19 protein-coding genes and 1 tRNA gene are annotated in these 26,581 nt (G+C 34.0%); 4 read left to right on the top strand and 16 right to left on the bottom strand.

Going from position 1 to position 26,581, the window contains the following annotated elements; translation table 11 throughout:
* Positions 1-13 precede the first annotated feature (13 nt).
* The 10 genes from VOI25_RS11715 to VOI25_RS11670 all read right to left on the bottom strand — a co-directional run bounded on the left by VOI25_RS11715 (position 14) and on the right by VOI25_RS11670 (position 14,327).
* The gene (locus VOI25_RS11715; RefSeq protein WP_323789263.1) at positions 14-1,345 is read right to left on the bottom strand and encodes a cytochrome P450; all 1,332 of its coding nucleotides are present in this window, start codon (positions 1,343-1,345) and stop codon (positions 14-16) included.
* 65 nt (positions 1,346-1,410) lie between these two features.
* Entirely contained in the window at positions 1,411-2,433 is a 1,023-nt protein-coding gene (gene ruvB, locus VOI25_RS11710) for a Holliday junction branch migration DNA helicase RuvB (protein ID WP_323789262.1), read from the bottom strand.
* Between the two features lie 99 nt (positions 2,434-2,532).
* A complete protein-coding gene (locus VOI25_RS11705; RefSeq protein ID WP_323789261.1) occupies positions 2,533-4,323 on the bottom strand; it encodes a cytochrome c oxidase subunit I in 1,791 nt (596 codons plus the stop codon).
* Between the two features lie 24 nt (positions 4,324-4,347).
* Positions 4,348-5,409 (bottom strand): cytochrome c oxidase subunit II, encoded by a 1,062-nt coding sequence (locus VOI25_RS11700; protein WP_323789260.1) that lies wholly within the window; start codon positions 5,407-5,409, stop codon positions 4,348-4,350.
* Positions 5,410-5,436: 27 nt separating this feature from the next.
* Positions 5,437-6,822, bottom strand: a complete 1,386-nt coding sequence (locus VOI25_RS11695) for a quinol:cytochrome C oxidoreductase (RefSeq protein ID WP_323789259.1) — start codon at positions 6,820-6,822, stop codon at positions 5,437-5,439.
* Between the two features lie 27 nt (positions 6,823-6,849).
* Complete coding sequence (locus VOI25_RS11690; protein ID WP_323789258.1) at positions 6,850-7,407, bottom strand: cytochrome c; 558 nt, start codon at positions 7,405-7,407, stop codon at positions 6,850-6,852.
* A 9-nt stretch (positions 7,408-7,416) separates the two neighbouring features.
* Positions 7,417-7,947 (bottom strand): DUF3341 domain-containing protein, encoded by a 531-nt coding sequence (locus VOI25_RS11685; RefSeq protein WP_323789257.1) that lies wholly within the window; start codon positions 7,945-7,947, stop codon positions 7,417-7,419.
* A gap of 8 nt (positions 7,948-7,955) precedes the next feature.
* Positions 7,956-9,689 (bottom strand): NrfD/PsrC family molybdoenzyme membrane anchor subunit, encoded by a 1,734-nt coding sequence (gene nrfD, locus VOI25_RS11680; protein ID WP_323789256.1) that lies wholly within the window; start codon positions 9,687-9,689, stop codon positions 7,956-7,958.
* Between the two features lie 30 nt (positions 9,690-9,719).
* On the bottom strand, positions 9,720-12,992 hold the full coding sequence (locus VOI25_RS11675; RefSeq protein ID WP_323789255.1) for a TAT-variant-translocated molybdopterin oxidoreductase: 3,273 nt from the start codon (positions 12,990-12,992) through the stop codon (positions 9,720-9,722).
* A gap of 33 nt (positions 12,993-13,025) precedes the next feature.
* Positions 13,026-14,327, bottom strand: a complete 1,302-nt coding sequence (locus tag VOI25_RS11670) for a c-type cytochrome (protein WP_323789304.1) — start codon at positions 14,325-14,327, stop codon at positions 13,026-13,028.
* 245 nt (positions 14,328-14,572) lie between these two features.
* On the opposite strand from VOI25_RS11670, the gene VOI25_RS11665 reads away from it, so the two are divergent.
* Complete coding sequence (locus VOI25_RS11665; RefSeq protein WP_323789254.1) at positions 14,573-14,956, top strand: SPOR domain-containing protein; 384 nt, start codon at positions 14,573-14,575, stop codon at positions 14,954-14,956.
* 74 nt (positions 14,957-15,030) lie between these two features.
* Here VOI25_RS11665 and infB read toward each other — a convergent pair whose 3' ends face one another.
* The 3 genes from infB to rimP form a co-directional block, all read right to left on the bottom strand.
* On the bottom strand, positions 15,031-17,781 hold the full coding sequence (infB, locus tag VOI25_RS11660) for a translation initiation factor IF-2 (RefSeq protein ID WP_323789253.1): 2,751 nt from the start codon (positions 17,779-17,781) through the stop codon (positions 15,031-15,033).
* A gap of 64 nt (positions 17,782-17,845) precedes the next feature.
* Positions 17,846-19,078, bottom strand: a complete 1,233-nt coding sequence (gene nusA, locus VOI25_RS11655; protein WP_323789252.1) for a transcription termination factor NusA — start codon at positions 19,076-19,078, stop codon at positions 17,846-17,848.
* A gap of 12 nt (positions 19,079-19,090) precedes the next feature.
* Positions 19,091-19,555, bottom strand: a complete 465-nt coding sequence (rimP, locus tag VOI25_RS11650) for a ribosome assembly cofactor RimP (protein WP_323789251.1) — start codon at positions 19,553-19,555, stop codon at positions 19,091-19,093.
* A gap of 154 nt (positions 19,556-19,709) precedes the next feature.
* On the opposite strand from rimP, the gene VOI25_RS11645 reads away from it, so the two are divergent.
* A complete protein-coding gene (locus VOI25_RS11645; RefSeq protein WP_323789250.1) occupies positions 19,710-20,534 on the top strand; it encodes a universal stress protein in 825 nt (274 codons plus the stop codon).
* Positions 20,535-20,586: 52 nt separating this feature from the next.
* Here VOI25_RS11645 and VOI25_RS11640 read toward each other — a convergent pair.
* Positions 20,587-20,659, bottom strand: a tRNA-Gln gene (locus VOI25_RS11640).
* Positions 20,660-20,809: 150 nt separating this feature from the next.
* Here VOI25_RS11640 and VOI25_RS11635 point away from each other — a divergent pair.
* Together VOI25_RS11635 and VOI25_RS11630 are read left to right on the top strand one after the other, a co-directional pair.
* Positions 20,810-24,205, top strand: a complete 3,396-nt coding sequence (locus VOI25_RS11635) for a DUF2723 domain-containing protein (protein WP_323789249.1) — start codon at positions 20,810-20,812, stop codon at positions 24,203-24,205.
* Positions 24,206-24,211: 6 nt separating this feature from the next.
* A complete protein-coding gene (locus tag VOI25_RS11630) occupies positions 24,212-24,853 on the top strand; it encodes a polysaccharide deacetylase family protein (RefSeq protein ID WP_323789248.1) in 642 nt (213 codons plus the stop codon).
* Here VOI25_RS11630 and VOI25_RS11625 read toward each other — a convergent pair.
* Positions 24,850-25,146 carry a thioredoxin family protein gene (locus tag VOI25_RS11625; RefSeq protein ID WP_033957573.1) on the bottom strand — a complete coding sequence of 99 codons (297 nt, stop codon included), beginning with the start codon at positions 25,144-25,146 and terminating at the stop codon, positions 24,850-24,852. The genes VOI25_RS11630 and VOI25_RS11625 overlap by 4 nt on opposite strands.
* 143 nt (positions 25,147-25,289) lie before the next feature.
* A complete protein-coding gene (locus VOI25_RS11620) occupies positions 25,290-26,519 on the bottom strand; it encodes a metallophosphoesterase (protein ID WP_323789303.1) in 1,230 nt (409 codons plus the stop codon).
* Positions 26,520-26,581: the final 62 nt, after the last annotated feature.

Here is a 26,581-nt window from a genome sequence, read left to right as displayed (position 1 = left end):
GACATTATAGTTATTATCGTTCTTCAAATCTCAAAAAAGCATTCTTGGGTTTCAAGGTAATTAACGGCGTAATTTCAATCCTATCAAAATCAGCATGAATTTTATATTTAGACACAAGTTCACTTACTGCGATTATCATTTCGAACATGGCAAAATTATTTCCTATACATTTTCTTGGTCCAGCTCCAAAAGGAAAATATTGAGCTGAGAACTGTCGTCCACCTTCATTAAATCGTTCAGGCAAAAAGGTTTCAGATTGTTCCCATAAATTTGGATGACGATGCATTTCATAAACTGAAAACAATAAATTTGAACCTGCATCAAAATGCATTCCGTTAAACGCATCATCAGTAACATTTACACGATCTATAAAATAAGCTGGAGGATATAATCGCATGGACTCTTCAAGTACTTGCTGACAAACTTTAGAAGTAGAAACTCTTGACATTAAATCGGTGTCATTTCCTCCTAAATTCAACCATTCATCATAAATTCTATCTTGCCATTCCGGATGTTTCGCTAACAACTGAAATGTAAACGTCAAAGCATTAGAAGTGGTTTCATGTCCAGCAGTGAAAATAATTAAGATTTCATCTATGAGTTGCTCTTCCGACATACCTTTCCCATCATCATATCTTGTTTCTAAAAGCATATCAAGCAAGTCATCATATCGCTTTCCTGAATTTTTTCTTTCTTCAACAATGCTTTTTAAAATGGTTCGTGCTTCTTTTGAAAAATTTAAATGTTTGTTTAAAGTACCGCTTAAATTAAACCACCATCCTAAATAAGGTTGACGTAATTCTCTAACTAGCATGCGTTGATTCGCTTCGGTTATAAACTGAAGCCTTTCCATATCTTTTCCCTTTGCGGCTTTCGTAAATAATGATTTCACTACGGTTTGAAAGGCTAAATCATTAAGAATGGGAAAAAGATCCAGAGTTTTATTTGCTTCAATTGCTTCATATTCTGAAACTATAGTGTCTCGCATGCCACTTAGTAAATTCTCTAGTTGCTTTTTATGAAATGCTGGCTGCATCATTTTGCGTTGCTTCTTCCATTTTTCTCCTTCGGAAGTTAATAAACCTTCACCAACATATTTAACTAAATCAACCGTTTGGATTTTAGACTTGACGTAATTCTTCTGATTTTTCTGAAGTACATATTGTGCAAATGCAGTATCTCGAATAAAAAATACTTCATTATTAATTCCAATTTTTAAACGAAAAATATCCCCTTTCTCATTAAAATTTTGACGATGAAATGGTAAAGGGTTCTTGAGAATCTCAAGAGAATGCTTTAAGAATCTATGTAAAGGAACTGTAGGAATTTCTTTTTTTGAATGCATTAAAACTGTTTCCTATAAAGGTAAGATGAGATTCTGAATTAAGCCTAAAATGGAATAAGTATTTTTTAAAATAAACCGCCTTGTGTTGGGCCTTTAATTTTTCCTAAATGTTTATAAGCCAATTCGGTTACTTCACGACCTCGAGGTGTTCGCATGATAAATCCTTGTTGAATTAAAAAAGGTTCATAAACTTCCTCGACAGTTTCCGTACTTTCGCTTACCGCAGTGGCAATAGTACTAATACCTACAGGTCCACCTTTAAACTTATCGATGATGGTTGAAAGGATTTTATTATCCATTTCATCCAAACCATGAGCATCCACATTTAGTGCTTCTAGCGCAAATTTCGCGATCTTGATATCAATGTTTCCATTGCCTTTAATCTGAGCAAAATCTCTCACACGACGTAATAATGCATTAGCAATTCTAGGAGTTCCGCGACTTCTTCCAGCAATTTCAACTGCAGCTTCCATTGAGATTGGAACATCTAATATTGTCGCACTTCGTTGTACTATTGTTGTAAGAAGATCTGTTTTATAGTATTGTAATCTACTTTGGATTCCGAAACGAGCACGCATTGGTGCTGTTAATAATCCTGAACGTGTTGTAGCACCAACTAAAGTAAACGGATTTAAATTGATTTGAACTGTTCTGGCATTTGGACCAGATTCAATCATGATATCAATTTTATAATCTTCCATTGCAGAATATAAATACTCTTCAACTATTGGACTTAGTCTATGGATTTCGTCAATGAATAAAACATCACGTTCTTCAAGATTGGTTAACAAACCTGCTAAATCTCCTGGCTTGTCTAATACTGGACCCGAAGTTACTTTGATTCCAACACTAAGTTCACTTGCCAAAATATGAGCAAGGGTGGTTTTACCTAGACCTGGAGGGCCATGAAACAAAGTATGGTCTAAAGCCTCATCCCTTTGATTAGCCGCTTGAACAAAAATCTGAAGATTTTCTAAAACTTGATCCTGACCCGTAAAATCATCAAATGATAAGGGTCTTAATTTTTTTTCTACATCCAGTTCTTCTGGTGAAAAATGGTCGTTTGAAGGATCTAAGTTTTCGTTCATAACTATAATTAGACACTGAAACAATTTCAGCATAAGCAAATATAAACAAAAAGCCTTTCGATATTTACGAAAGGCTTTTCAATATTTTATAAAAACTATTTAATGTTGTAGTTCTTCTTCTCCATCCTTTAATGGCACATTTTGAGGAACAAAATCGACATCATATCCTGGTTTGCTATAATCATAAGCCCAACGGTGAACATGAGGAATTTCGCCTTCCCAGTTTCCGTGAATATGCTTTATTGGAGCTGTCCATTCTAATGTAGTAGATCTCCAAGGGTTTTGAACAGTTTTTTGTCCGAAGAATATTGAGTAGAAGAAATTCCACAAATATACTAACTGGAAAACACCACCTACGATGGCAAACATTGTAATTACAACATTAGCATTAGCTGTATCGTCAAATAACGGAAAATTAGAGTTTGTATAATAACGTCTTGGAAGACCTGCCATACCTATAAAGTGCATTGGAAAGAATACACCATAAGCGCAAATAGCTGTTACCCAAAAGTGAATATAACCTAAGTTTTTATTAAGCATTCGTCCAAACATTTTCGGATACCAATGATAGATTCCTGCAAACATTCCGTAAAGGGCAGAAATACCCATTACTAAGTGGAAATGCGCTACAACGAAATAGGTATCGTGAACGTTAATATCTAAAGCACTATCTCCTAAAATAATACCAGTTAATCCACCAGTGATAAACGTTGATACGAAACCAATTGAAAACAACATGGCTGGATTCATTTGGACGTTACCTTTCCAAATCGTGGTTATCCAGTTAAATGCTTTTACTGCGGAAGGAATTGCAATCAACAACGTTGTAAATGTAAATACAGACCCAAGGAATGGGTTCATACCAGAGATAAACATGTGGTGACCCCAAACAATTGTTGACAAAAATGCAATCGCTAAAATTGACATAATCATTGCTCTGTATCCGAAAATTGGTTTTCGTGAGCTTGATGCCATAATTTCAGAAACTAATCCCATCGCTGGAAGGATTACAATGTAAACTTCAGGGTGACCTAAGAACCAAAATAAGTGTTCAAATAATACAGGAGAACCACCTTGATAATGTAAAACCTCACCTTGAATAAATATATCTGATAAGAAGAATGATGTTCCAAAACTTCTATCCATAATTAACAATAAAGCTGCAGATAATAAAACTGGAAATGATACCACACCAATAATTGCAGTTACAAAAAATGCCCAAATTGTTAAAGGCAGTCTTGTCATAGACATTCCTTTTGTACGTAGGTTAATTACAGTTACAATATAATTTAATGACCCTAATAATGAAGACGCAATAAATATAGCCATGGAAACTAACCACAAGGTCATTCCCATACCAGAACCACCTTGAGCCAGTGGTAAGGCACTTAAGGGCGGATAAATCGTCCAACCAGCAGCTGCTGGTCCTGCCTCAACAAATAATGATATTACCATTATTACACTTGACAAGAAAAACAACCAATAGGATACCATGTTTAAAAAACCTGATGCCATATCTCGTGCACCAATTTGCAATGGAATAAGCAAGTTACTAAACGTACCACTTAATCCAGCTGTCAATACAAAGAATACCATAATAGTACCATGAATAGTCACCAATGCTAAATAAATATCTGCATCCATAACACCATCGGGAGCCCATTTTCCAAGAAGTGCTTCAAAAAGCACATTAGGTTCTTCTGGCCATGCAATTTGCATACGGAACATTATTGACATTAAAACACCAATAACTCCCATTATAGTACCTGTTATTAGATACTGTTTAGCAATCATTTTGTGATCTTGACTAAAAATATATTTAGTCACAAATGTCTCTTTATGATGATGTCCGTGATCGTCGTGTGCGTGAGTATCTGCGTGTGCTGACATAATCTATTTTCTTTTTTAAGTCTTTTAGTTAGTTAAAGAATTCTTGAAGGTTTTTTGTTCACTTATCCAAGCATCATATTCCTCTTGGGTTTCTACAATAATCTTCATTTGCATATTATAATGAGATTTACCACATATTTTATTACATAACAATAGGTAGTCAAACTCATATAATAACTCTTGTCCTTTAGCTTCAATTTCTTCTTTTCTGTCTAATCGTAGTGCGTTAATATTAGCTACTTTTTCAACAATATCAGGATTTTGACGCATTTCTGCAGTTGTCACAGTTGGTGTAAATCCAAACTGCGTAATCATTCCTGGCACACAATTCATTTGTGCTCTAAAGTGAGGCATATAAGCTGAGTGTAAAACATCTTGAGAACGCATCTTAAACAAGACAGGAGTCCCAACTGGTAAATGAAGTTCAGTTGTTATCACATCATCTTGAGCATTTGGATCAGACTCATCAACTCCTAAAATATTAGCTCGGTCAATATCAATTAATCTCACATTAGCCATTCCTAGTGTATTATCTTCTCCTGCATAACGTGCTTTCCAGTTAAATTGTTGAGCGTATAATTCGATGACCATTGGGTCTTCACTTTCGTCAACATTCATAATGCTTGTCCAAGTAAATAAACCATAAATAATTAATCCTGCTAATACAACAACAGGAATAAATGTCCAGATCGCTTCTAACGTATTGTTATCTGCATAAAATAATGCTTTACGACCTTTTTCTCCTTTGTATTTATAAGCAAAATAGTGTAACAAAAACTGAGTAAAGGTTTGTACTACAAAAATAAGAGCCATCGAGATAATCATAAGATTATCTAAACCAGGTCCATGTTCTGAAGCAGAATTTGACATTAAAGGCAGATCTCCCAAGTACCAAAAGCTAGCAATAGTAATCGCATAGATAAAGATTAGGAATCCCATCATTAAATATGCATTAATTGTATTGTCTTTATCTGTAGCTACTTGTCCATTATTTGAACCTACTTGAGCAAGGTCAAATATTTTTACCATTTGCCAAATGGCAATAGCTATAAAAAGTACTATTATAAGTGTTAAAAAAGCAGTCATTGTCGTTTGTCTTCTTTATTTAATTTATTAATAATGGAAATGTTCACTCTCTTTAATAAATGGATTTCCTTTCGCCAATAATGGATGTTTTGCTAATGCTGTAAACACTACAAAAATGAATATTCCAGCAAAAAGCATTACTGACGCTATCTCAGGAATACCAATATACCATCTATCTCCAACAGTTGCAGGCATTATCATATTGAATACATCAATATAATGTCCACATAAAATAACGATGCCAGCCATTACTACGAACCAAGGAATACGCTTATAATCACTATTCATTAAAAGTAATAGTGGGAAAACGAAATTCATGGCTACCATACCTAAGAACGGTAATTGATAATCTTGGAAACGTGTTACGAAGTATGTTACCTCTTCTGGTATATTAGAATACCAAATTAACATGAATTGTGAAAACCATAAATACGTCCAAAATATACTGATTGCAAACATGAATTTAGCTAAATCATGTAAGTGACTATCATTTACAAATGGTAAATGACCTCTAGATTTTAAGTACATTGTAATCATTGCAATTACTGTTATACCACTAACAAACATAGATGCAAATACATACCATCCAAATAATGTTGAGAACCAGTGCGGATCAACACTCATTATCCAATCCCAAGACATCATAGATTCTGTATAAATATAGAATACTAAGAATGCAGCTGAAATACGGAATGTTTTCTTGAAATAACTATTATCATTAATATCTGCTTGATCTTGAGCCAATGAGAATTTTCTTGCATAAGTTCTATATAAGACCCATCCTCCTAAGTAAATTAGACCTCTAATAAAAAACCAAGGTCTATTTAACCAACCTTCTTTTCCGGCAACTAAAGCATCATATTTATCACTTGTTGGATCTACCATATCTGGATTCATCCAAACAAAAATATGATCTCCAGCAAAAAATGCTACAGCTAAAACAAATAAACCTCCCCATAAAACGTATGCAGTAATACCTTCCATAACCCTGAATAGGACTGGTGACCATCCTGCTTGAGCAGCCCATTGAATTCCGTAGAATGCTAAAGCTCCTAATGCAATCATAAAGAAGAAAAATGCAGCAACATACAATGCTGACCAAGGTCTATTATGTATTTGATGTAGAACATGCTCTTCATGGCTCATTTCGTGTCCTTCACTAGCATGAGCTTCTTCTCCATCATGAGCATCATCTGCGTGTGTTCCAGCGTCAACTGCATGTGAAGCAGTATCGTGGCTTGTATCAGCATGTGCATCGTCATGACCATGACCATGTTCACTTGCTAGTAATACCTTTACATCTTCTTCGGTTTGATAATGGTGAGAATCCCAAAAACCATAAGCAACGCCAAGTGCACCTAAAACAATAAGTACAATAGAGAATGTTTTTAATTTACTTGAAAATGTGTACATATCTGTATATAATCTTTATCTAAATTATTATTCTAGATCCGCTTTTAATTTTAAAACGTAATCTACAACTTGCCAACGTTCTTCTTCGTTTAATTGATTAGCGTAAGAACCCATTGCATTTTTTCCGTAATAAATAGTATGGTAAATACTACCTTCAGTAATTGCTCTTCCAGCATCATCATAACTAGGTACACCTAGTATTTTTTCTCTCTTCACTAATTTTCCTTGACCTTTACCTTTATTTCCATGGCAAATTCCACAATAAATATCGTACAATTCTTTTCCTCTTTCACTATCTACTTTAGTCGAATCCAAAGGGCTCATTAAAGTCTCTTTAGCTAAAAGGTAGCCATCATTAGTGTTTTCAATTTCAAATGGCATAAAATCTCCCCTTGGAATTGAACCCTCTGCAGGTAATTGAGCTTCAACTCCTCCTGGAAAAGCATCAGACTCAGCATAAGTTTCATAACCTACAGGCTCATACATATTTGGCATAAACTGATAGTTTGGTCTAGTATCCTTCTTACATGAAAGACTACTTGCAAATACCATTAATACTACTATTATTTTAAATAAGCTTTTCATCTGAATAAATTAGTGCTCTTTATCAATTAAATTAACTTCTACTGCTCCAGTTTCCTTTAATAACTTAGACAATTCATTTTCGTTACCATGAACGGCAATTTCCATAAGAAAATGATCATCTGTAGTTCTAGGATCAGGATTTTCAGCTTTTTTAAATGGCCACATTCTACTTCTTAAATAAAATGTGATTACCATTAAGTGAGCTGCAAAAAATACGGTCAACTCAAACATAATAGGTACAAAAGCTGGCATGTTTTCTATATAACTAAAACTAGGCTTACCTCCTATGTTTTGAGGCCAGTCTTCAATCATGATGAAATTCATCATTACAATTGCAACCGTTAAACCAACACATCCATACATAAATGATGCAATTGCAATACGAGTTGGTTCTAATCCCATAGCCTTGTCTAGTCCATGAACTGGAAAAGGTGTATATATCTCTTCAATGTGATGTCTTTCTGACTTTACCTTTTTAACAGCAGCCATTAAAACGTCATCATCTGTATAAATAGCGTGAATTACTTTTGAAGCTTCCATGTACTATTTTAGTTTATTAATTTTTTAGCTTGTCCAGACCAATCATCACGTTCAGCTCTTCCTGGGAAAGAACCTGTAATTGAATCTAACAAGTCATATTCTCTTTTTGTCATTTTACTCACTTGCAAGAATGTATAAATACCAATACTATTTAGTACTTCTTCCATTTTAGGACCAATTCCATTGACTTGTTTCAAATCATCAGCTGTTTGTGAACTAGCATCAAAAGAACCAATAGAACCTAATAAGTCGGTTACTTTAGCAGAATTATCAGCAACTGGTTTAGTAGTTGCTTCTGTTTTTACAGCTACTGTTTTACCAGACGTTCTTTCATCTGAACCTGTACCTACTAAACTATCTCCTCTATCTCTAATATTTTTATAACGTTCTCCTGAAGATTTCAAAATTGTTTTCACCTCTGCTTGTGCAATTACAGGGAATGTTCTCGCATATAAAAGGAATAGTACGAAGAAGAAACCAATTGTTCCAATGAAAATTCCAATATCAACAAACGTTGGTGAGAACATTGTCCATGACGATGGTAAATAATCTCTGTGTAATGATGTTACGATAATCACGAAACGCTCAAACCACATTCCAATATTTACAACAATAGAAATAAAGAAAGAGAACATGATACTTGTTCGTAACCTTTTAAACCACATAAACTGAGGCGAGAATACGTTACAAGTCATCATTGCCCAATATGCCCAAGCATAAGGACCAGTTGCTCTGTTTAAGAATGCATATTGCTCATATTCAACTCCAGAATACCAAGCTATAAATAATTCAGTAATATAAGCCACACCAACAATAGAACCTGTAATCATAATTACAATGTTCATTAACTCAATATGTTGTACTGTAATATAATCTTCAAGGCTACACACTTTTCTCATAATAATTAAGAGTGTGTTTACCATCGCAAATCCAGAGAAAATCGCTCCTGCAACAAAGTAAGGAGGAAAAATAGTTGTATGCCAACCAGGAATTACTGAGGTTGCGAAATCAAAAGATACAATAGTATGTACTGAAAGTACAAGAGGTGTTGCTAAACCAGCAAGTACCAATGACACTTCTTCAAATCGTTGCCAATCTTTAGCTCTACCAGACCAACCAAAACTTAATAACGAATAGATTTTCTTTTGGAAAGGCTTCACAGCTCTATCTCTAATCATTGCAAAATCAGGAAGTAAACCTGTCCACCAAAATACTAATGATACTGAAAGATAAGTCGAGATTGCAAATACATCCCAAAGTAAAGGTGAGTTAAAGTTTACCCAAAGTGAACCAAATTGATTTGGTATAGGTAAAACCCAATACCCTAACCAAGGACGACCCATGTGAATAACAGGAAACAAACCTGCTTGAATTACTGAGAAAATGGTCATTGCTTCCGCAGAACGGTTAATTGCCATTCTCCATTTTTGACGGAATAGTAAAAGTACCGCAGAAATAAGTGTTCCTGCGTGACCAATACCAACCCACCAAACGAAGTTAGTAATATCCCAAGCCCAACCAACGGTTTTGTTTAGACCCCAAACACCAATTCCAGTAGAAATTGTATAAATAATACACCCTATTCCCCAAAGGAAAGCGATTAGTGCTATTGAAAATACAATCCACCAAGATTTGTTTGCTTTTCCTTCAACTGGAGCAGCCACATCTATCGATACATCGTGATATGATTTTTCTCCCGTAACTAAGGGTCTTCTAATAGGTGCTTCGTAGTGAGACGCCATAATCTATTATAATTGTTTCTTAATTAATTTTTATGCTTCAGTTGTATTTCTCACTTTAGTATGGTACTGCACATTTGGCTTAGTACCAACACTTTCTAATAAGTGATACATACGATCATCTTTTAAAAGTTTTGCAACTTTACTGTCTTTATCATTGATATCTCCAAATACCATTGCTCCATTACTACAAGCAGAAGAACATGCTGTTTGGAATTCTCCATCCTTAATTTCACGTCCATCACGTTTTGCATCTAAAATTGTTTTCTGTGTTTTTTGAATACACAATGAACATTTTTCCATTACACCACGAGAACGAACTACAACATCTGGATTTAATACCATACGACCTAAATCATCATTCATATAGTAATCAAACTCATCATTTTGAGCGTACAAGAACCAGTTGAATCGTCTTACTTTGTAAGGACAGTTATTTGCGCAATAACGAGTTCCTACACAGCGGTTGTAAGCCATATGGTTTTGACCTTGACGACCATGCGATGTTGCCGCAACTGGACAAACTGTTTCACATGGTGCATGATTACAATGCTGACACATTACAGGTTGGAAAGCTACTTGTGGATTATCAGCTGGATTTTCCATTTCTCCAAATCCGCCTAATGATCCTTTTTCTCCAAAAAGTCCTGAAAATTCATCCTTCTTGCTATCATCTTCAGCAAACGAATCTTCTGAAGAATAATATCTATCTATACGCAGCCAATGCATATCACGGCTTCGTCTAATTTCTTCTTTACCAACTACAGGTACATTATTTTCAGCGTGACATGCAATTACACAAGCACCACATCCTGTACATGAATTTAAATCAATAGATAAATTAAAATGATGACCAATAGATCTGTCAAACTCATCCCATAAATCAACTTCAGGAGAAGTCACTGGTGTTTCAACGTGATTTAATGATACCACAGGAATTGGGTTCCAGTGCTTTTTATCTTTTGTATTAAATACTTCTAAAGTTGTTTCTCTAATAATATCGCCACGACCCATTAAGGTGTTTTGCAACTGAACACATGCAAATTCATGCATTCCAGTCGCTTTACTAATCGTTACGTTTTGAGCATTATTAAAATTCTGATATAACGGATAAGCGTTAACACCAGTTTTCATTTCATCTTTTAAACCTGCTGTTCTACCAAACCCTAAGGACAACCCTAAAGATCCCTTAGCTTGTCCTGGTTGAATAATTACAGGCACATTTTTCACAGTAACTCCATTTACAGTTAAATCTGCATAACTACCATTTAAGGCTCCAGTTGCTTCATGTTCATTTATTAAATTCAATGATTTAGCATCAGCTGCAGAAACTGTTACATAGTTATCCCATGATGTTCTTGTTATTGGATCAGGAAATTCTTGTAACCAAGGGTTATTAGCATCTTGACCATCTCCCATTCCAGTCTTTGTATAGAGTTGTAACTCCATCCCATCAGATTTAGCTGACGTTGCTAAAGTTCTTGCCGCACTACCTGCGTTAATTGCAGCCATACCTGCAACAGAATTAGAGCCACCTGTTGTTGTAGTTGAAGAAGATGATGATGTTACATATTCATCTTTATCTTCATCCTTAATCCCAACGCCTACAGCGACGTCATGAATAATTCCTCCTACAAAAGTTCTGTCTTTCTTATCTTTTAATTCAGATGACGTATCAGTTGTTGTAACAGATGATCCTGCTGGAATACTACCAAACATTCCTGGAACATAAACACCATCCTGAACCGCTTTATTAAACGATGATCCAGATAATATTGACGTTCCCCAAGCATCTTTAATATACTCGCGATAGGTCATATCATTACCAGTCCATTTTAATAATGCTTCCTGAAATTGGCGCGTATCAAATAATGTACGGATTGTTGGTTGTGTTATACTGAAATGACCTTTTTTCATTTCAACATCTCCCCAAGATTCCAAATAATGAGGTGCAGCTGCAGTGTAATTACAAACTGAAGATGTTTCATCAGATTTTAAAGAGAAAGCAACAGATACTTCTGTGTTTGCTAGACCTTCAGCAAATTCAGAAGCATTAGGAAGCGTATACATTGGATTTACACCACTCATGATTATTGCACCAACCTTACCTGCTTTCATATCTGCAACTAAAGACATCACATCTTTATCGTTACCTTGTCTTGTTTTTATTGTCGTTTTTGGATCAAATGCTTTACTGCCTAAAGACTCGTTAATTGCTATTGCAACCGTTTGTGCATTTACATCCTGAATACCTGTAACTAAAACGCCGTTACTTCCAGCTTTTTTTAATTCGTTAGCTGCATTTTGAACAGCTGTGTTTATATATTCTGGCAAGTCTGTTGCTACAGAACCACCAACTACTAAACTATATAATTTTGCTAATGCCTGTTTTTGTTGACTTGGCGTTAACGGCACGCGTTTGTCTGCATTGGCTCCAGTTAATGACATATTGGATTCAAACTGAATATGTCTAGACATTTTACCATCCTTTGGTGAACGCCCTTTTGCGTATCCTGAATCAAATCCTCCACCTTGCCAATCTCCTAAGAAATCTGCTCCAACAGACACAATAGTAGCTGCTTTTGAGAAATCATAATTTGCTAAACCACGCTCACCATATTGAGCTTGATAAGCATCAAGAGCAGGAGATTCTGAAACTGCATCATAAACTACATGACGCACATTTCCGTATTTTGCTGAGAATTCAGAAATCAATTTTGAAGTCGAAGGACTTGCAAAAGTTTGTGTTAATAACACGATTTGCTTTCCTGATGATTTCGCTGATTCTAATGCCTGACCAACTTCAGCATCTAAGGTTGACCAAGAGATCTCTGATTCACCTTTCATTGGAGACTTCACTCTCAATATATCATACAATCCTAGAACTGAAGCATTTACTCTAGCATTTGCACCACCATTGGTAGCTGCCATTGTATTATTTTCAATTTTAATTGGACGACCTTCACGAGTTTTAACTAATACACTTGCAAAATCAAAACCGTTAGCAATAGTTGTTGCATAGTAATTAGCAACTCCAGGAATAATCTCCTCAGGTTGTACTACGTAAGGAATAGATTTAATCACTGGTCCTTCACAAGCTGCTAAAGATGCCGCTGCAGTACTAAAACCAACGTACTTTAAAAAGTCACGACGCGTAGTAGAAGAGGTTTCTAAAGATTCTTTATTACCTAAAAATTCTTCGGTAGGAATCTCATTAACAAATTCATTCTGTTTAAGCGTCTCAACAATAGAGCTGTTTTTGTTTAGCTCTTCAACACTTTTCCAGTATTTCTTGTTTGATGACATATTATATAATTGAATTACTTCTTATTAAACTTATTAGTAATGGCATTTTCCACATTCCAGTCCACCCATTTGAGCTGCCGTTAATTTATCTACACCATATTTCTTAGATAATTGCTCATGTATTTTAGTGTAATATGCATTATCTTTTACATTTACTTCAGTCTCTCTATGACAATCAATACACCAACCCATAGTTAATGGTGCATATTGATACATTACTTCCATTTCTTCCACTGGACCATGACATGTTTGACATTGTACACCAGCTACAGTAACGTGTTGTGAATGGTTGAAATATGCGAAATCAGGTAAATTATGTATTCTCACCCATTTAACAGGAGACGTTTCGCCAGTATATTTTTGTTCAGCATCATCCCAACCAACAGCGGCATAAAGTTTTTTGATTTCAGCATTATAATCAACTCCATATTCATTCATACCTTCAGCCTGTGTTTCTGCTGCAACTTCATAAATAGACTTATGACAGTTCATACAAACATTTAATGAAGGAATACCAGATGTTTTACTAACTCTAGCAGACGAGTGACAATATTTACAATCAATACCATTGTCACCAGCGTGAATTCTATGCGAATAATGAATAGGCTGAACAGGCTCGTAACCTTGATCTACACCTATTTGTGATAAGTATCCAAAAACGAAATAAGCACTTGCCAATAAGAATAAAATTACAGTTACTAAAATCAAAAATTGATTTTTAATAAAGGCTTTCCAAATCGGAAGGTGTTTATCTTCACTAGCAGTATCTATACCTTTAGCTTCGGCAAAACGATTCAACGTTTTTCGCACTAAAACTAAAGCCATAGCTAGCAATGCAAATAAGATAGCTAACGCTCCTAAGATTAATTTATTTGAAACTCCGCCTTCAGCTTGATCAGTTCCTGCTTGACCTCCTCCGCCATTTACAACTTCTGGCTCTTTCTTAGGTTCAGCAGTATAAGCTAAAATATCCGAAATATCTTGATCAGACAATTGAGGAAAAGCTGTCATTGCCGTTCCATTGTACTCATTATAAATTTGGTTAGCATAAGCATCCCCAGATTTAACTAAACCAGCACTATTTCTAATCCATTTGTCTAGCCATTCTCTATCTAATCCTTGTTCATCTGATAGACGCGCTTCTATATTTCGTAAAGCAGGACCAGTCATTTTCTTATCTAATTGGTGACAAGAAGCACAATTTGTATTAAATAAAGTTTTTCCTTTTGCTGGATCACCTTCCTGAGCAGTAAGTGAAGTAGAAATCGTGAGTAAAAAAACTAACCCTAAATTGAGAAAATTTGCTGTTAGTTTACGGTAAATCACTTGTATCATAGTGTTAGTTGAATTATCTTCTAAACTTTGGTATGATTTTTTCATTAATTAAAATTGAAAAAAACGTTTGTAAAATCTCACGCAAAAATAACACTTAATGTCGATTTTAGAAATGTTAGTGAAGTGTTAATTGTTAATTTATACAGATTCTAAATAATATTTTAAAACTTCAATAAGTTATATAATTGATACAAATATAGACACACTAAAAAAAAAACATTTTCTTTGCATTAAATCACACAGTTATGATAAAACATAAGATCAAATTTTCATTATTTTTAATCGCTTTATTTAGTTTCACAGTTGGGAGTTTTGCTCAGGATGGAACTGTTATTGTTGATCAGGATAGTGATATAGACAAATTACTAGAATTTAAGAAAGACATTAAAACGGTGAATCTGTTTAAAATCCAGGTGTATTCTGGCACTCGTTCTGGAGCCGAAGCTTCTAAACAAAATTTTCTAAACTCATTTAACGAATGGCCAGTTAGCATGGAATTTGATTCGCCAAATACAAAAATTTGGGTCGGAAATTTCAGAAGCAGGCTAGAGGCAGATAAAGCACTTTTAAAAATAAAAAGGAAATATAATAACGCCTTTATTTTTGAACCCAAAAAAGACAAGAAATAAATAGTTCTAATTTAATGTACATAAAAAAAGCGACCATTTATTTTGGTCGCTTTTTTTATTTCATATATAATTGATTACTTCAATTTCTTTTTGACTTCAACTTCTTGGAATGCTTCAATGACATCATCAATTTGAATATCGTTATAACCTTTTAATTGAATACCACAGTCGTAACCTTTTGCTACTTCTTTAGCATCATCTTTAAAACGTTTTAAGGACGTTAACTCACCAGTGTGAATTACAACTCCATCACGTATTAATCGAATTCCTGAACTTCTAAAGATTTTACCATTAGTAACCATACATCCTGCGATAGTACCAATTTTAGATATTTTGAAAGTTTCTCTAATTTCAGCTGTACCTGTAATCTCTTCTTTAAGCTCTGGAGACAACATGCCTTCCATCGCATCTTTCAGATCATTAATCGCATCATAGATAATTGAATATGTTCTGATATCAATTTCTTCGTTGTCTGCAATTTGACGCGCATTACCCATTGGCCTTACATTAAACCCAATAATAATTGCATCAGAAGCTGTTGCTAATAAAACATCGCTTTCAGTAATAGCTCCAACACCTTTATGAATAATATTTACCTGAATTTCTTCAGTAGATAATTTCTGGAATGAATCTGTTAATGCTTCAACTGAACCATCTACGTCACCCTTAAGAATGATATTTAATTCTTGGAAATCTCCAAGAGCAATACGACGTCCGATTTCATCAAGCGTAATATGGCGTTGTGTTCTAACAGATTGCTCGCGTTGTAACTGAGTACGTTTAGCGGCAATTTGTTTCGCTTCTCTTTCATCTTCAAACACATTAAACTTATCACCTGCTTGAGGCGCACCATCTAATCCTAAGATTGAAACTGGTGTTGATGGTCCGGCAACTTTAATTTCCTTTCCACGTTCATCATGCATTGCTTTTACCTTACCACTGTTTTTACCAGCAAGAACGTAATCTCCAACTTTTAATGTTCCAGCTTGAACTAAAATTGTTGACACGTATCCACGTCCTTTATCTAAAAAGGCTTCAACTACAGTTCCACTAGCTAATTTATTTGGATTTGCTTTTAATTCTAATAATTCAGCTTCAAGCAATACCTTTTCTAATAATTCTTTGATTCCTGTACCGTTTTTAGCTGAAATATCATGAGACTGAATTTTTCCACCCCAATCTTCAACTAATAAATTCATTTGTGCTAATCCTTCTTTTACTTTTTCTGGATTTGCACCAACTTTATCAATTTTGTTAATCGCAAATATAATAGGCACTTCTGCTGCTTGAGCATGTGCGATTGCTTCTTTTGTTTGTGGCATTATTGAATCATCTGCCGCAACTACAATAATTGCTAAATCGGTAACCTGAGCACCACGAGCACGCATAGCTGTAAAAGCTTCGTGACCTGGTGTATCAAGGAACGCGATTTTTTGTCCGCCTTCTAATTCAACACCATAAGCTCCAATATGCTGCGTAATTCCACCAGATTCTCCAGCGATTACATTTTCTTGACGAATATAATCTAGTAAAGATGTTTTACCGTGATCTACGTGACCCATAACAGTAACGATTGGTGCACGAGGCACTAAATCTTCTGGTTTATCGACAACCTCTTCTATTGATTCTTCAATATCAGATGTTACAAAGTCAACATTATAACCAAATTCATCAGCAACAACCGATAAGGTTTCAGCATCTAAACGCTGATTCATGGTTACCATCATACCAAGTGACATACATGCCGAAATAATTTCTGTAACAGAAACATTCATCATGGTAGCAACTTCATTGGCAGTTACAAATTCAGTTACTTTTAGAATTTTACTTTCAGCAGCTTCAATCTTCTGATCAATTTCGGTCTGTTCTCTATGCTGATCTCTTTTCTCTCTTCTGTATTTTGCGCCTTTTCCTTTACTTGATTTTCCTTGAAGTTTTTCAAGAGTTTCACGTACCTGCTTTTGAACTTCTTCAGCACTAGGCTCTTCTTTAACTGTTGTTGGACGCTTTCCTTTTCCTTTAAATCCGCCTCTTTGGTTTCCACCTCTATTTCCATAGCTGTTATCACCTCCAGAACCTGGTCCTTTACTTATACGTCGTCTTTTCTTTTTATTAGCGTCTCCTGAAGCTGTTTTATTATCAGCTGGTTTCTTTTCTTCCTTTTTCTTCTTAGGTTTATTAAACTTAGAAAGGTCAATTTTTTCACCTGCAATTTTAGGTCCAGTTAACTTTTTATATTGTGTTTTTAAAGTTTCGTCTACAGGCTCTTCTGTAGTTTCTGTTTTAGACTCTTCTTTAGCTTCTGTTTTAGGCGTTTCTTTTTCTTTCTTTTCTGCGGTCTTAGGAGTTTCTTCCTTTACATCTTCTTTTTTAGAAGCTTCTTCTTTAGCTTTTGGCTTTTCAACTTGAGGTTTTTCAACTTCTTTAGGCTCTTCTGGCTTTTCTTGTTTTGGCTCTTCAGCCTTTTTAGCCTTTTTATCTAAGTCTATTTTACCAACTTGTTTTGGCCCACTTAATTCGGCTTTAGCTTTAACTACTTGTTTGCTTCTTTTTTCTTCTTCTTTAGCCTTTTCTTCCAACTCACGCTCACGCTGTTCGCGCAATTCTTCCTTTTCCTTAAGTTTTGCTTCACTAACTTCTTGCGACGCCATTTTTTTATTAGCGTCAGTTTGAAATTCGTTGGAAAGAATTGTGTAAACGTCTTCTGATATTTTCGTATTCGGACTCTTTTCTATTTCGACACCTTTTGATTCTAAAAAATCAACAGCACGATCAATAGAAATATTGAGTTCTCGTAATACTTTATTTAATCTTGTTTGAGCCATAAATCGCTTATAATATAACTTAAAAATCTTTTATACCAAATTACTGTACATTGTTAAAATGGTACTATTCTTCGAATTCTTCTTTAAGAATTCTAATAACATCTAATATTGTTTCTTCTTCTAAATCTGTACGTTTTACAAGATCTACAACATCTTGTTCTAATATACTTTTAGCAGTATCTAAACCTGCTTTACTGAATTCTGCAATAATCCAGCTTTCAATTTCATCTGTAAATTCGCTTAATTCTACATCTTCTTCTGCACCTTCTCTAAACACATCAATTTCGTAACCTGTTAATTGACCTGCTAATCTTATATTATGACCACCTCTACCAATTGCCTTTGATACTTCTTCAGGTTTCAATAAAACTTCAGCACGTTTTGTTTCTTCATCTATTTTAATTGAAGTCACTCTTGCTGGACTTAGAGCCCTTGTAATAAAAAGATTGAGGTTATTTGTGTAATTGATAACATCAATATTTTCATTTCCTAATTCACGAACAATTCCGTGGATTCTCGACCCTTTCATACCAACACAAGCTCCAACTGGATCAATTCTGTCATCATAAGAATCTACAGCAACTTTTGCTTTTTCACCTGGAATACGAACGACCTTTTTAATAGTAATTAAACCATCAAATACTTCTGGAATTTCTTGTTCAAATAATTTTTCAAGAAATACAGGAGCTGTTCTTGACATGATTATGGCTGGCTTGTTTCCTTTAAGCTCAACGCTTTCAATAATTCCTCTCACGTTTTCTCCTTTTCTAAAGAAATCTGAAGGAATTTGTTTGTCTTTTGGAAGAATAATTTCGTTACCATCATCATCTAAAAGAATGATTGCTCTATGACGAATATGATGTACTTCTGCAGAGTATATCTCTCCTTCTAAATCTTTAAATTGCTTGTATATATTTGTGTTATCATGTTCATGGATCTTAGAGATTAAGTTTTGTCTTAAGGCTAAAATCGAACGTCGACCTAAATCAACAAGTTTTACTTCTTCGGCAACATCTTCACCAACTTCAAAATCAGGTTCTATTTTTTGAGCTTCAGATAAAGCTATTTCTTGATTAGGTTCTTCAACTTCATCATCTGCAACTACAATTCTATTTCTCCAAATTTCTAAATCGCCTTTATCAGGATTGATAATAATATCAAAGTTATCATCGTCACCATATTTTTTCTTTAAGGCATTTCTCAAAACATCTTCTAAAATCGCCATTAACGTTACACGATCGATCAACTTTTCATCTTTAAACTCTGAAAAAGAATCAATTAACGCAATATTTTCCATTACTCTTATAAATTAAAATTTTATTACAACTTGAGCCTTACTTATCGAATCAAATGATAATTCGGCTTGCTTTTTTACAGTCACTTTGCCTTTACCAATTGGTTTTGGCTCTCTAGTTTTCCATTCCAGAAGAATCTTATCATCGTCAACTTCTGTTAGTATTCCTTCCAGATCTTCATCGCTTGTGGTTTTCACACTTAGTGTTCTACCAATATTCTTTTTGTATTGTCTTTTATTTGTTAAAGGTGATGTTGCACCTGCAGACAATATTTCTAAAGAAAAATCCTGTTCTTCTCTATCAAGATTATGCTCTATTGCTCTACTAATGAACATACAGTCTTCTACAAGAACACCATTATCTCCATCTATAACCACTTTAATTGTGTTATCTCCTAAAACTTCAAAATCAACTAGAAACAGGTCTTCTCTTTGAGCAAGTCCTTCATCTAATAATTTTTTTACGGAATCTCTGAACATTTTTAGTATAAAAAGAGCGGACTTCCCGTCCGCTCATTATTCTTTTTTCTTCAAACAACGCTGCAAATATACAATAATTATATTGATTTCACCAAGCTGTGTTATGTCGATTTTTATTATTAAATTTATGTGATTAAAATCAACCTTAAACTTTATGAAAAAAATATTAGTTCCTACAGACTTTTCACCAGAAGCAGAAAACGCATTAAAAGTAGCATCACAAATCGCAAAAAAACATGGCAGTGAAATCTATTTATTGCATATGTTAGAAATCCCTTTGCAAGATTTAGATGCCGTAAGTTCTCAAGCTGATGTGCCTGAAGTCATGTTTTTCATGAAAATGGCTCATCAAAAATTTAAAGACATTTTGAATAGCGATTACCTTAATGATCTTACTGTTCATGAGATAGTTAAACCAGATGGGTCTTTTAATGGTATTTCGGAAATCTGTAAAGAACATGGTATTACAATGATTATTATGGGTTCTCATGGAGCAAGTGGAATTAAAGAAATGTTTGTTGGTTCAAATGCTGAAAAAGCTGTACGTAACTCTGATGTTCCTGTACTTGTAATCAAAAACAGTCATGAAGATTTTAGTATTGATGATATAGTGTTTGCATCTGATTTTAAAAATGATAACAAAGAAACCTACAGACAGGCAACCGATTTTGCAATGGCTTTTGGCGCTCAATTACATTTATTAATGGTAAATACAGCCAGCAACTTTAGTACGACCAAAAAAGCAAATGATAGGATTAATTCGTTTATTGAGGATTATAGTTTTAAAAATTATACCATTAACATTTATAATGATGAGTCCATTGAAAAAGGTATTTTAAACTTTTCAAAACATATAGATGCAGATCTTATTGGTATTAGCACGCATGGTAGACAAGGTATAGCACATTTTTTTAACGGTAGCATAAGTGAAGATTTAGTAAATCATGCAAATCGACCTGTAATTACTTTTAAAATTTAAAACGATATTTATAGAAAAGAAAAAGTCTTCCTAAATTAGGAAGACTTTTTTGTTGGCCCACTAGGGATCGAACCTAGACTCTTTGGTACCAAAAACCAATGTGTTGCCAGTTACACCATAGGCCAATCTCTTAAAGAGGATGCAAATTTAGTACAAAGTTTTATTTGTACAAACAAAAAGTTATAAAATAATCAAAAAAGCATAACGTTTACTTAAAAACTCTAGCGATTCATATAATTATTACTAAATTCGCTCGCATAAAATAGACCTTGAATATGACACATTTCAACTTCAAGAAATGGAATACCATTTTAGGATGGTTTGCTTTTACAATAGCATTAATTACGTATGCATTAACCATAGAGCCTACTGTAAGTTTTTGGGATGCAGGCGAATACATATTAACTTCTTCAAAATTACAAGTTGGTCATCCACCTGGAGCACCCTTGTTTCAAATTTTAGGAGCTTTTTTCTCAATTTTCACTTTTGGAAACAATGAGTTAATAGGTATGATGATGAATATGATGAGTGCTGTTGCAAGTGCTTTTACTATTCTTTTCATGTTTTGGACTATTAGTATCCTATTGAAAAAACTAGTTGCTAATACAGGTGAGGTAACTCAAAATGCTTCAATTGCAATCTTAGGTAGTGCTTTGGTTGGTAGTTTAGCATTTACTTTTACAGATTCGTTCTGGTTTAATGCTGTTGAAACTGAAGTGTATGCAATGGCAACCTTAATAATGTCAGTTTTATTTTATTTAGGCTTACGCTGGGAACAAGATATGAACGAACCCAGAGGGCATCGATGGTTAATCTTAATTGCTTTTGTAATTGGTCTCTCTTTTGGTGTGCACTTTATGGGGCTGTTAACCATACCAGCTTTAGGGTTAATTTACTTTTTCAAAAACTATCAAAAGGTAAATGCTAAGAATTTTATCATTGCCAATATCGTAGCCGTTGCTATTTTATTATTTATTTTCAAATTACTTCTACCTAACGCACTTAAACTGTTTAGTGCTTCAGAAATTTTCTTTGTTAACACCATTGGATTGCCGTTTAATTCAGGATCTGTAATTGCTGGATTAGTTTTAGTTACCATATTTTACTTCGGATTAAAAGAAACAAAAAAGAAAGGTTATAAATATGCAAATACCTTAATCCTGTGTTTAATTTTTATTTTTATTGGTTTTTCATCTTGGCTGATGTTGCCAATTAGAGCAAATGCAAATGTCATTATTAATGAAAATAACCCATCAAGTGCAAGAGAACTTTTAGCATACTATAACTTAGAACAATATCCTGAAACTCATTTATTTTATGGTCCGTTATTTACAGAACAATATACTGGTTTAGATGAAAACAACCCTTATATTGATGACAAACCCAAGTATGAAAAAGATCATGAAAAAGGGGAATATGTTATTGTCAACGACTATAAAAACGCAAAGCAAAATTACAATTCTGAACAAGCAGCAATTTTACCACGTATGTGGAGTACCGAACATGCTGAAAACTATATGATGTTTACTGGCTTACTTGATTTTAAGTTAAAACCAGATTTAGCTATTACTATGTACAACGATGCGTTAGCACAAGGATATTCTAATGATGAGGCTAGTCAATATTCGAACCTACGAGTTAATAGCATTAAGGAACAAGTGAATGCATTTAGAAAAGATGTCATGGAAGGTCAAGTTGATTACGAAGACTATCACAACTTCCTTAAACAATTTGGACAACAATTTTTAGATATTGAAAAACCTTCACTTATTGATAATTTCTATTATATGATAGATTATCAATTAGGGTATATGTATTGGCGTTATTTTATGTGGAATTTCACTGGACGCCAAGACGACCTTCAAGGAAAATACACAGCTTTACATGGTAATTGGATTAGTGGTATTGACTTTATTGACGAACTACATTTAGGTATATCACAAGACAACTTGCCAAGTGATGTAGAAAATAACAAAGCACGAAATACGTATTATTTCCTTCCATTCATTTTAGGCCTTATCGGGTTCTTTTATCTAATGTATAAAGACCCTAAACGCTTTTGGATGATGTTAGTATTCTTCCTGTTTACTGGTTTAGCAATTCAATTTTACACTAATGTAAGACCGTTTGAACCTAGAGAACGAGACTATTCTGTAGTTGGTTCATTTTATGTGTTTGCCATTTGGATTGGATTTGGCGTTTATGCCATTTATGATCTCTTAAAAACTAAAGTAGCTTCAAAATTATTGGCTCCAGCAATCACTTTAGCTTGTTTGGTACTAGTTCCAGGAATATTAGCTGCAAACAATTGGGACGACCATGACAGGTCTGATAAATACACTGCAAATGCAATGGCACGAAAATATTTAGAATCCTGTGCTCCAAATGCTATATTATTTACTATTGGTGATAACGATAGTTTCCCACTTTGGTATTTGCAAGAAATTGAAGGTGTTCGTACAGATGTTAGAGTAGTTAACACCAGTCTTTTTCAAACAGATTGGTATATTGATCAAATGAAAAGAAAAGCCTATGAAAGTGATCCAATTCCTTCTCAATTAACTCATGATCAATATAAATACGGAACAAGAGATTATGTGATGCGAAGGGAAATTACAGATGATACGTTAATGATAAAAGATTTTATGAATTTTATTTCTAATGACGATCCTAAGTATAAACTGAAGTACATTTTACAACGTGAGGGTGAAGATCCAGCAGGATATCCTACGCAATTACTTAACTCAAATTACTTTCCGACACGATATATTAGAATTCCTGTTGATAAGCAAACTGTTCTAGACAATGGCATTGTAAAACAAAAGGATGCTGATGAAATTTTGCCATATTTAGACGTTGAGATTAAAGGCAGTGCATTGTATAAAAATAGATTACTAATGTTAGATATCGTTGCTAATAACGATTGGAAACGACCTATTTATTTTACGGGAGGAGCCTTTAGTGATGAAGATTATGTTTGGATGAAAGATTTCCTTCAATTAGACGGTTTGTGTTATAAATTAGTACCTATAAAAACTGCTATTGACAGAGCTAACCCATTTGATATGGGACGAATTGATTCAGAATTAATGTACGACAAAGTAATGTCTTGGGACTGGGGAAATAGTGGAAGTGACGCTATTTATCACGATGTTGAAACCCGTAAAAATGGGATTACCTATAGAGGCAATCTTGCACGCCTTATGGAACTACTCATCAACGAAGACCAACTTGACAAAGCCGAAAATGTAGCTGACTTAGCTATGGAAAAAATGCCAGTAGATAAGTTTGGATATTACACATTACTTGAACCTTATATTGGTGGTTATTACGAAATTGAAAAAACCGAGAAGGCAAGAAAGATTTATCATGATGTCGCCAAAAAATACCAGGAGAACCTTAAATATTACAGTGAGTTATCTATTGAAAACCAAACTCGATATCTCGATGAAATCGTTTCAGATATTGAACGTTATAGAGGTTTAGTTGATTTACTAGTTATTTATAACGATAAAGATCTTGCGCTTCAAGAAACGGAGAAATTCAATAATTACCTTAGATTGTTTAGACATTTTACAGATGAAGAAGATTCTGATGAAGAGGAATTCATTAGGGAAGATGCAGATATTGCAAAGGATACCATAGACAGTATTCTAAAATTAGATCAATAGTGAATTGTGAAAATTACACCAGTTAAAACACCTTTAGTTGCAAAAAAGTTGTTTCCAAATTATGTTTGGGATATCCCTACTAATTCTAAAGAATTGTATTTAACATTTGATGATGGTCCAACACCAGAAATTACAAATTGGACCTTAGACACGCTGAAACATTACAATGCTAAGGCAACATTTTTCTGTATTGGAGCTAACATAGAAAAACATCCCGATATCTTTAATAACATTATTAGACATGGACATGCGATTGGTAATCATACGCAACACCATGTTAAAGGTTGGAAAACAAAAACTAAAGCCTACATAAACGAAGTTTTAGAAGCCGAAAAGCAAATAGAATTGCATCAATCTACAAGAACATATTTATTTCGTCCTCCATACGGCCAAATACAACCAAAGCAAGGAAAAAAGCTTATGGAATTAGATTACAAAGTAATTATGTGGGATGTCTTATCTTTTGATTGGCAAAAGGATATTTCAGAAGCCGATTGCTTTAATAATGTCATTTCAAAAAGTAAAAATGGTAGTATTATAGTTTTCCATGATAGTGTGAAAGCATCAAAAAACATGATGTATACTCTTCCTAAAGTTTTGGACTATTTTAGTAAGGCAGGATTTAAATTTAAAGCTTTAAGTTTCTAAAGAAACTCTTGAACGATACCGATTAATGTATTTGCATCTTGTTCTCCACTATGACGCCATTTCATTTCGCCATTTTTATAAATAATAAGAGTTGGTAAGCCTTTAACACGAAGTGCTTCAGCTAACTCTTTATTTTTATCAACGTCGATTTTTATAACTTTAGCTTTATCGCCAAGAGCAGCAGCAACATCTCTCATTACAGGATGCATTGCCGTAGATTGTTCATTCCATTCTGTGAAAAAATCCAACAAAACTGGAATATCAACATCTATAAGTTCCCCAAATTTTGACATACGTTTAAACTTTTAAATCAAACATGTTACTACAAACCTACACATTTTTTTGGTAATACTTTAAATAATGTATTCTAGTAGGTTCACTCTGACTTATTTATAAAAATAAACAATTTCAGAGTAATAATAACATTTCCGCGCTATTATGCATTATTTGTTCCTTTTTTAAGTGTAATAACAGTAACCTCTGGCCAAATTCCAACACGACCAGGATAGCCTAAATATCCAAATCCTCTGTTCACATTTAGGTATTGTCCTAATTCTTTATAAATTCCAGCCCATTGCTTATATCGCCATTTTACCGGACTCCATTTTATCCATCCTGGAATTTCAATCCCAAATTGCATCCCATGCGTATGACCACTTAAAGTAAGATGATAATGTAGGTCATCATTTATAACTTCAGCTTCCCAATGACTTGGATCGTGGCTCATTAATATTTTAAAATCTTTAGCGCTAACTTGCTCTGATGCTTTTTTAAGGTCTCCAGCTTTTTTGAATCCATTTTGCCCCCAATTCTCAACTCCTACTATAGCAATTCGTTCTCCATTTCGCTCTATAAAATGAGATTCATTTAATAATAAATTATAGCCCATTTCTTTTTGAATTGCTTTCAGGTCGTCTAGGTTTTTTGTTTTTTCTTCCTTAGAATTCCAATTTACATAATCACCATAATCGTGGTTTCCTAAAACAGAAAATACACCATCTTTAGCTTTTAATGTTCCGAAAAGATCTTTCCACGGTAACATTTCTGACGCCTTATTATTTACCATATCACCAGTAAACATAATCACATCTGAGTTTTGTTCATTGATAAGATTAACGCCATATTCAATCTTTTCTCGATTGTCAAAACTTCCTGAGTGAATATCACTAATTTGAGTAATCCTATAACCATCAAAAGTCTCAGGTAAGTCTTCAAAATGAAGCACATAATCTAAAACCCTAAAGCGGTATTTCCCTCTATACATACCATAAAGCAAAGACGCAAACGGAATAGCTGCTAATCCTAAGGCAACTGTACTAATAAACTTTCGTCTTGAGGGTAAATAAAATGATTCTTTTGTAGCGAACAATTTATCATAGAGACCTAAGAAAACTCTAATAATATCTTCACCAATCAAAATGGGAACTATGACCAAATTGAAAGACATAAATGCTAGTAAAAATCCAAAAGCATAACTCTTAGCTGGATTAAGTACTCGTCCTTCAGAACCAATAGAAAATTGATAAACAAAATTTCCAGCAACAATTAATGCAATAGCAATGAAAAGATAGTGCAACCAACTAAGTTTCGTTACTGTTTTAATAGCTTGATAGCCATATACTGAAAAAAGAGAATAGATTAAAATAAAGATAATCCAACGAATCATATACTGAAGTTTCTTCAAAGATAACCCATTTTAAAAAGGAACTATGACCTTAAAAAATATTT

The organism is Psychroserpens sp. (genome assembly GCF_034670085.1).
Classification (GTDB): domain Bacteria; phylum Bacteroidota; class Bacteroidia; order Flavobacteriales; family Flavobacteriaceae; genus Psychroserpens.
This window is presented reverse-complemented; position numbering and strand designations above follow the sequence as displayed.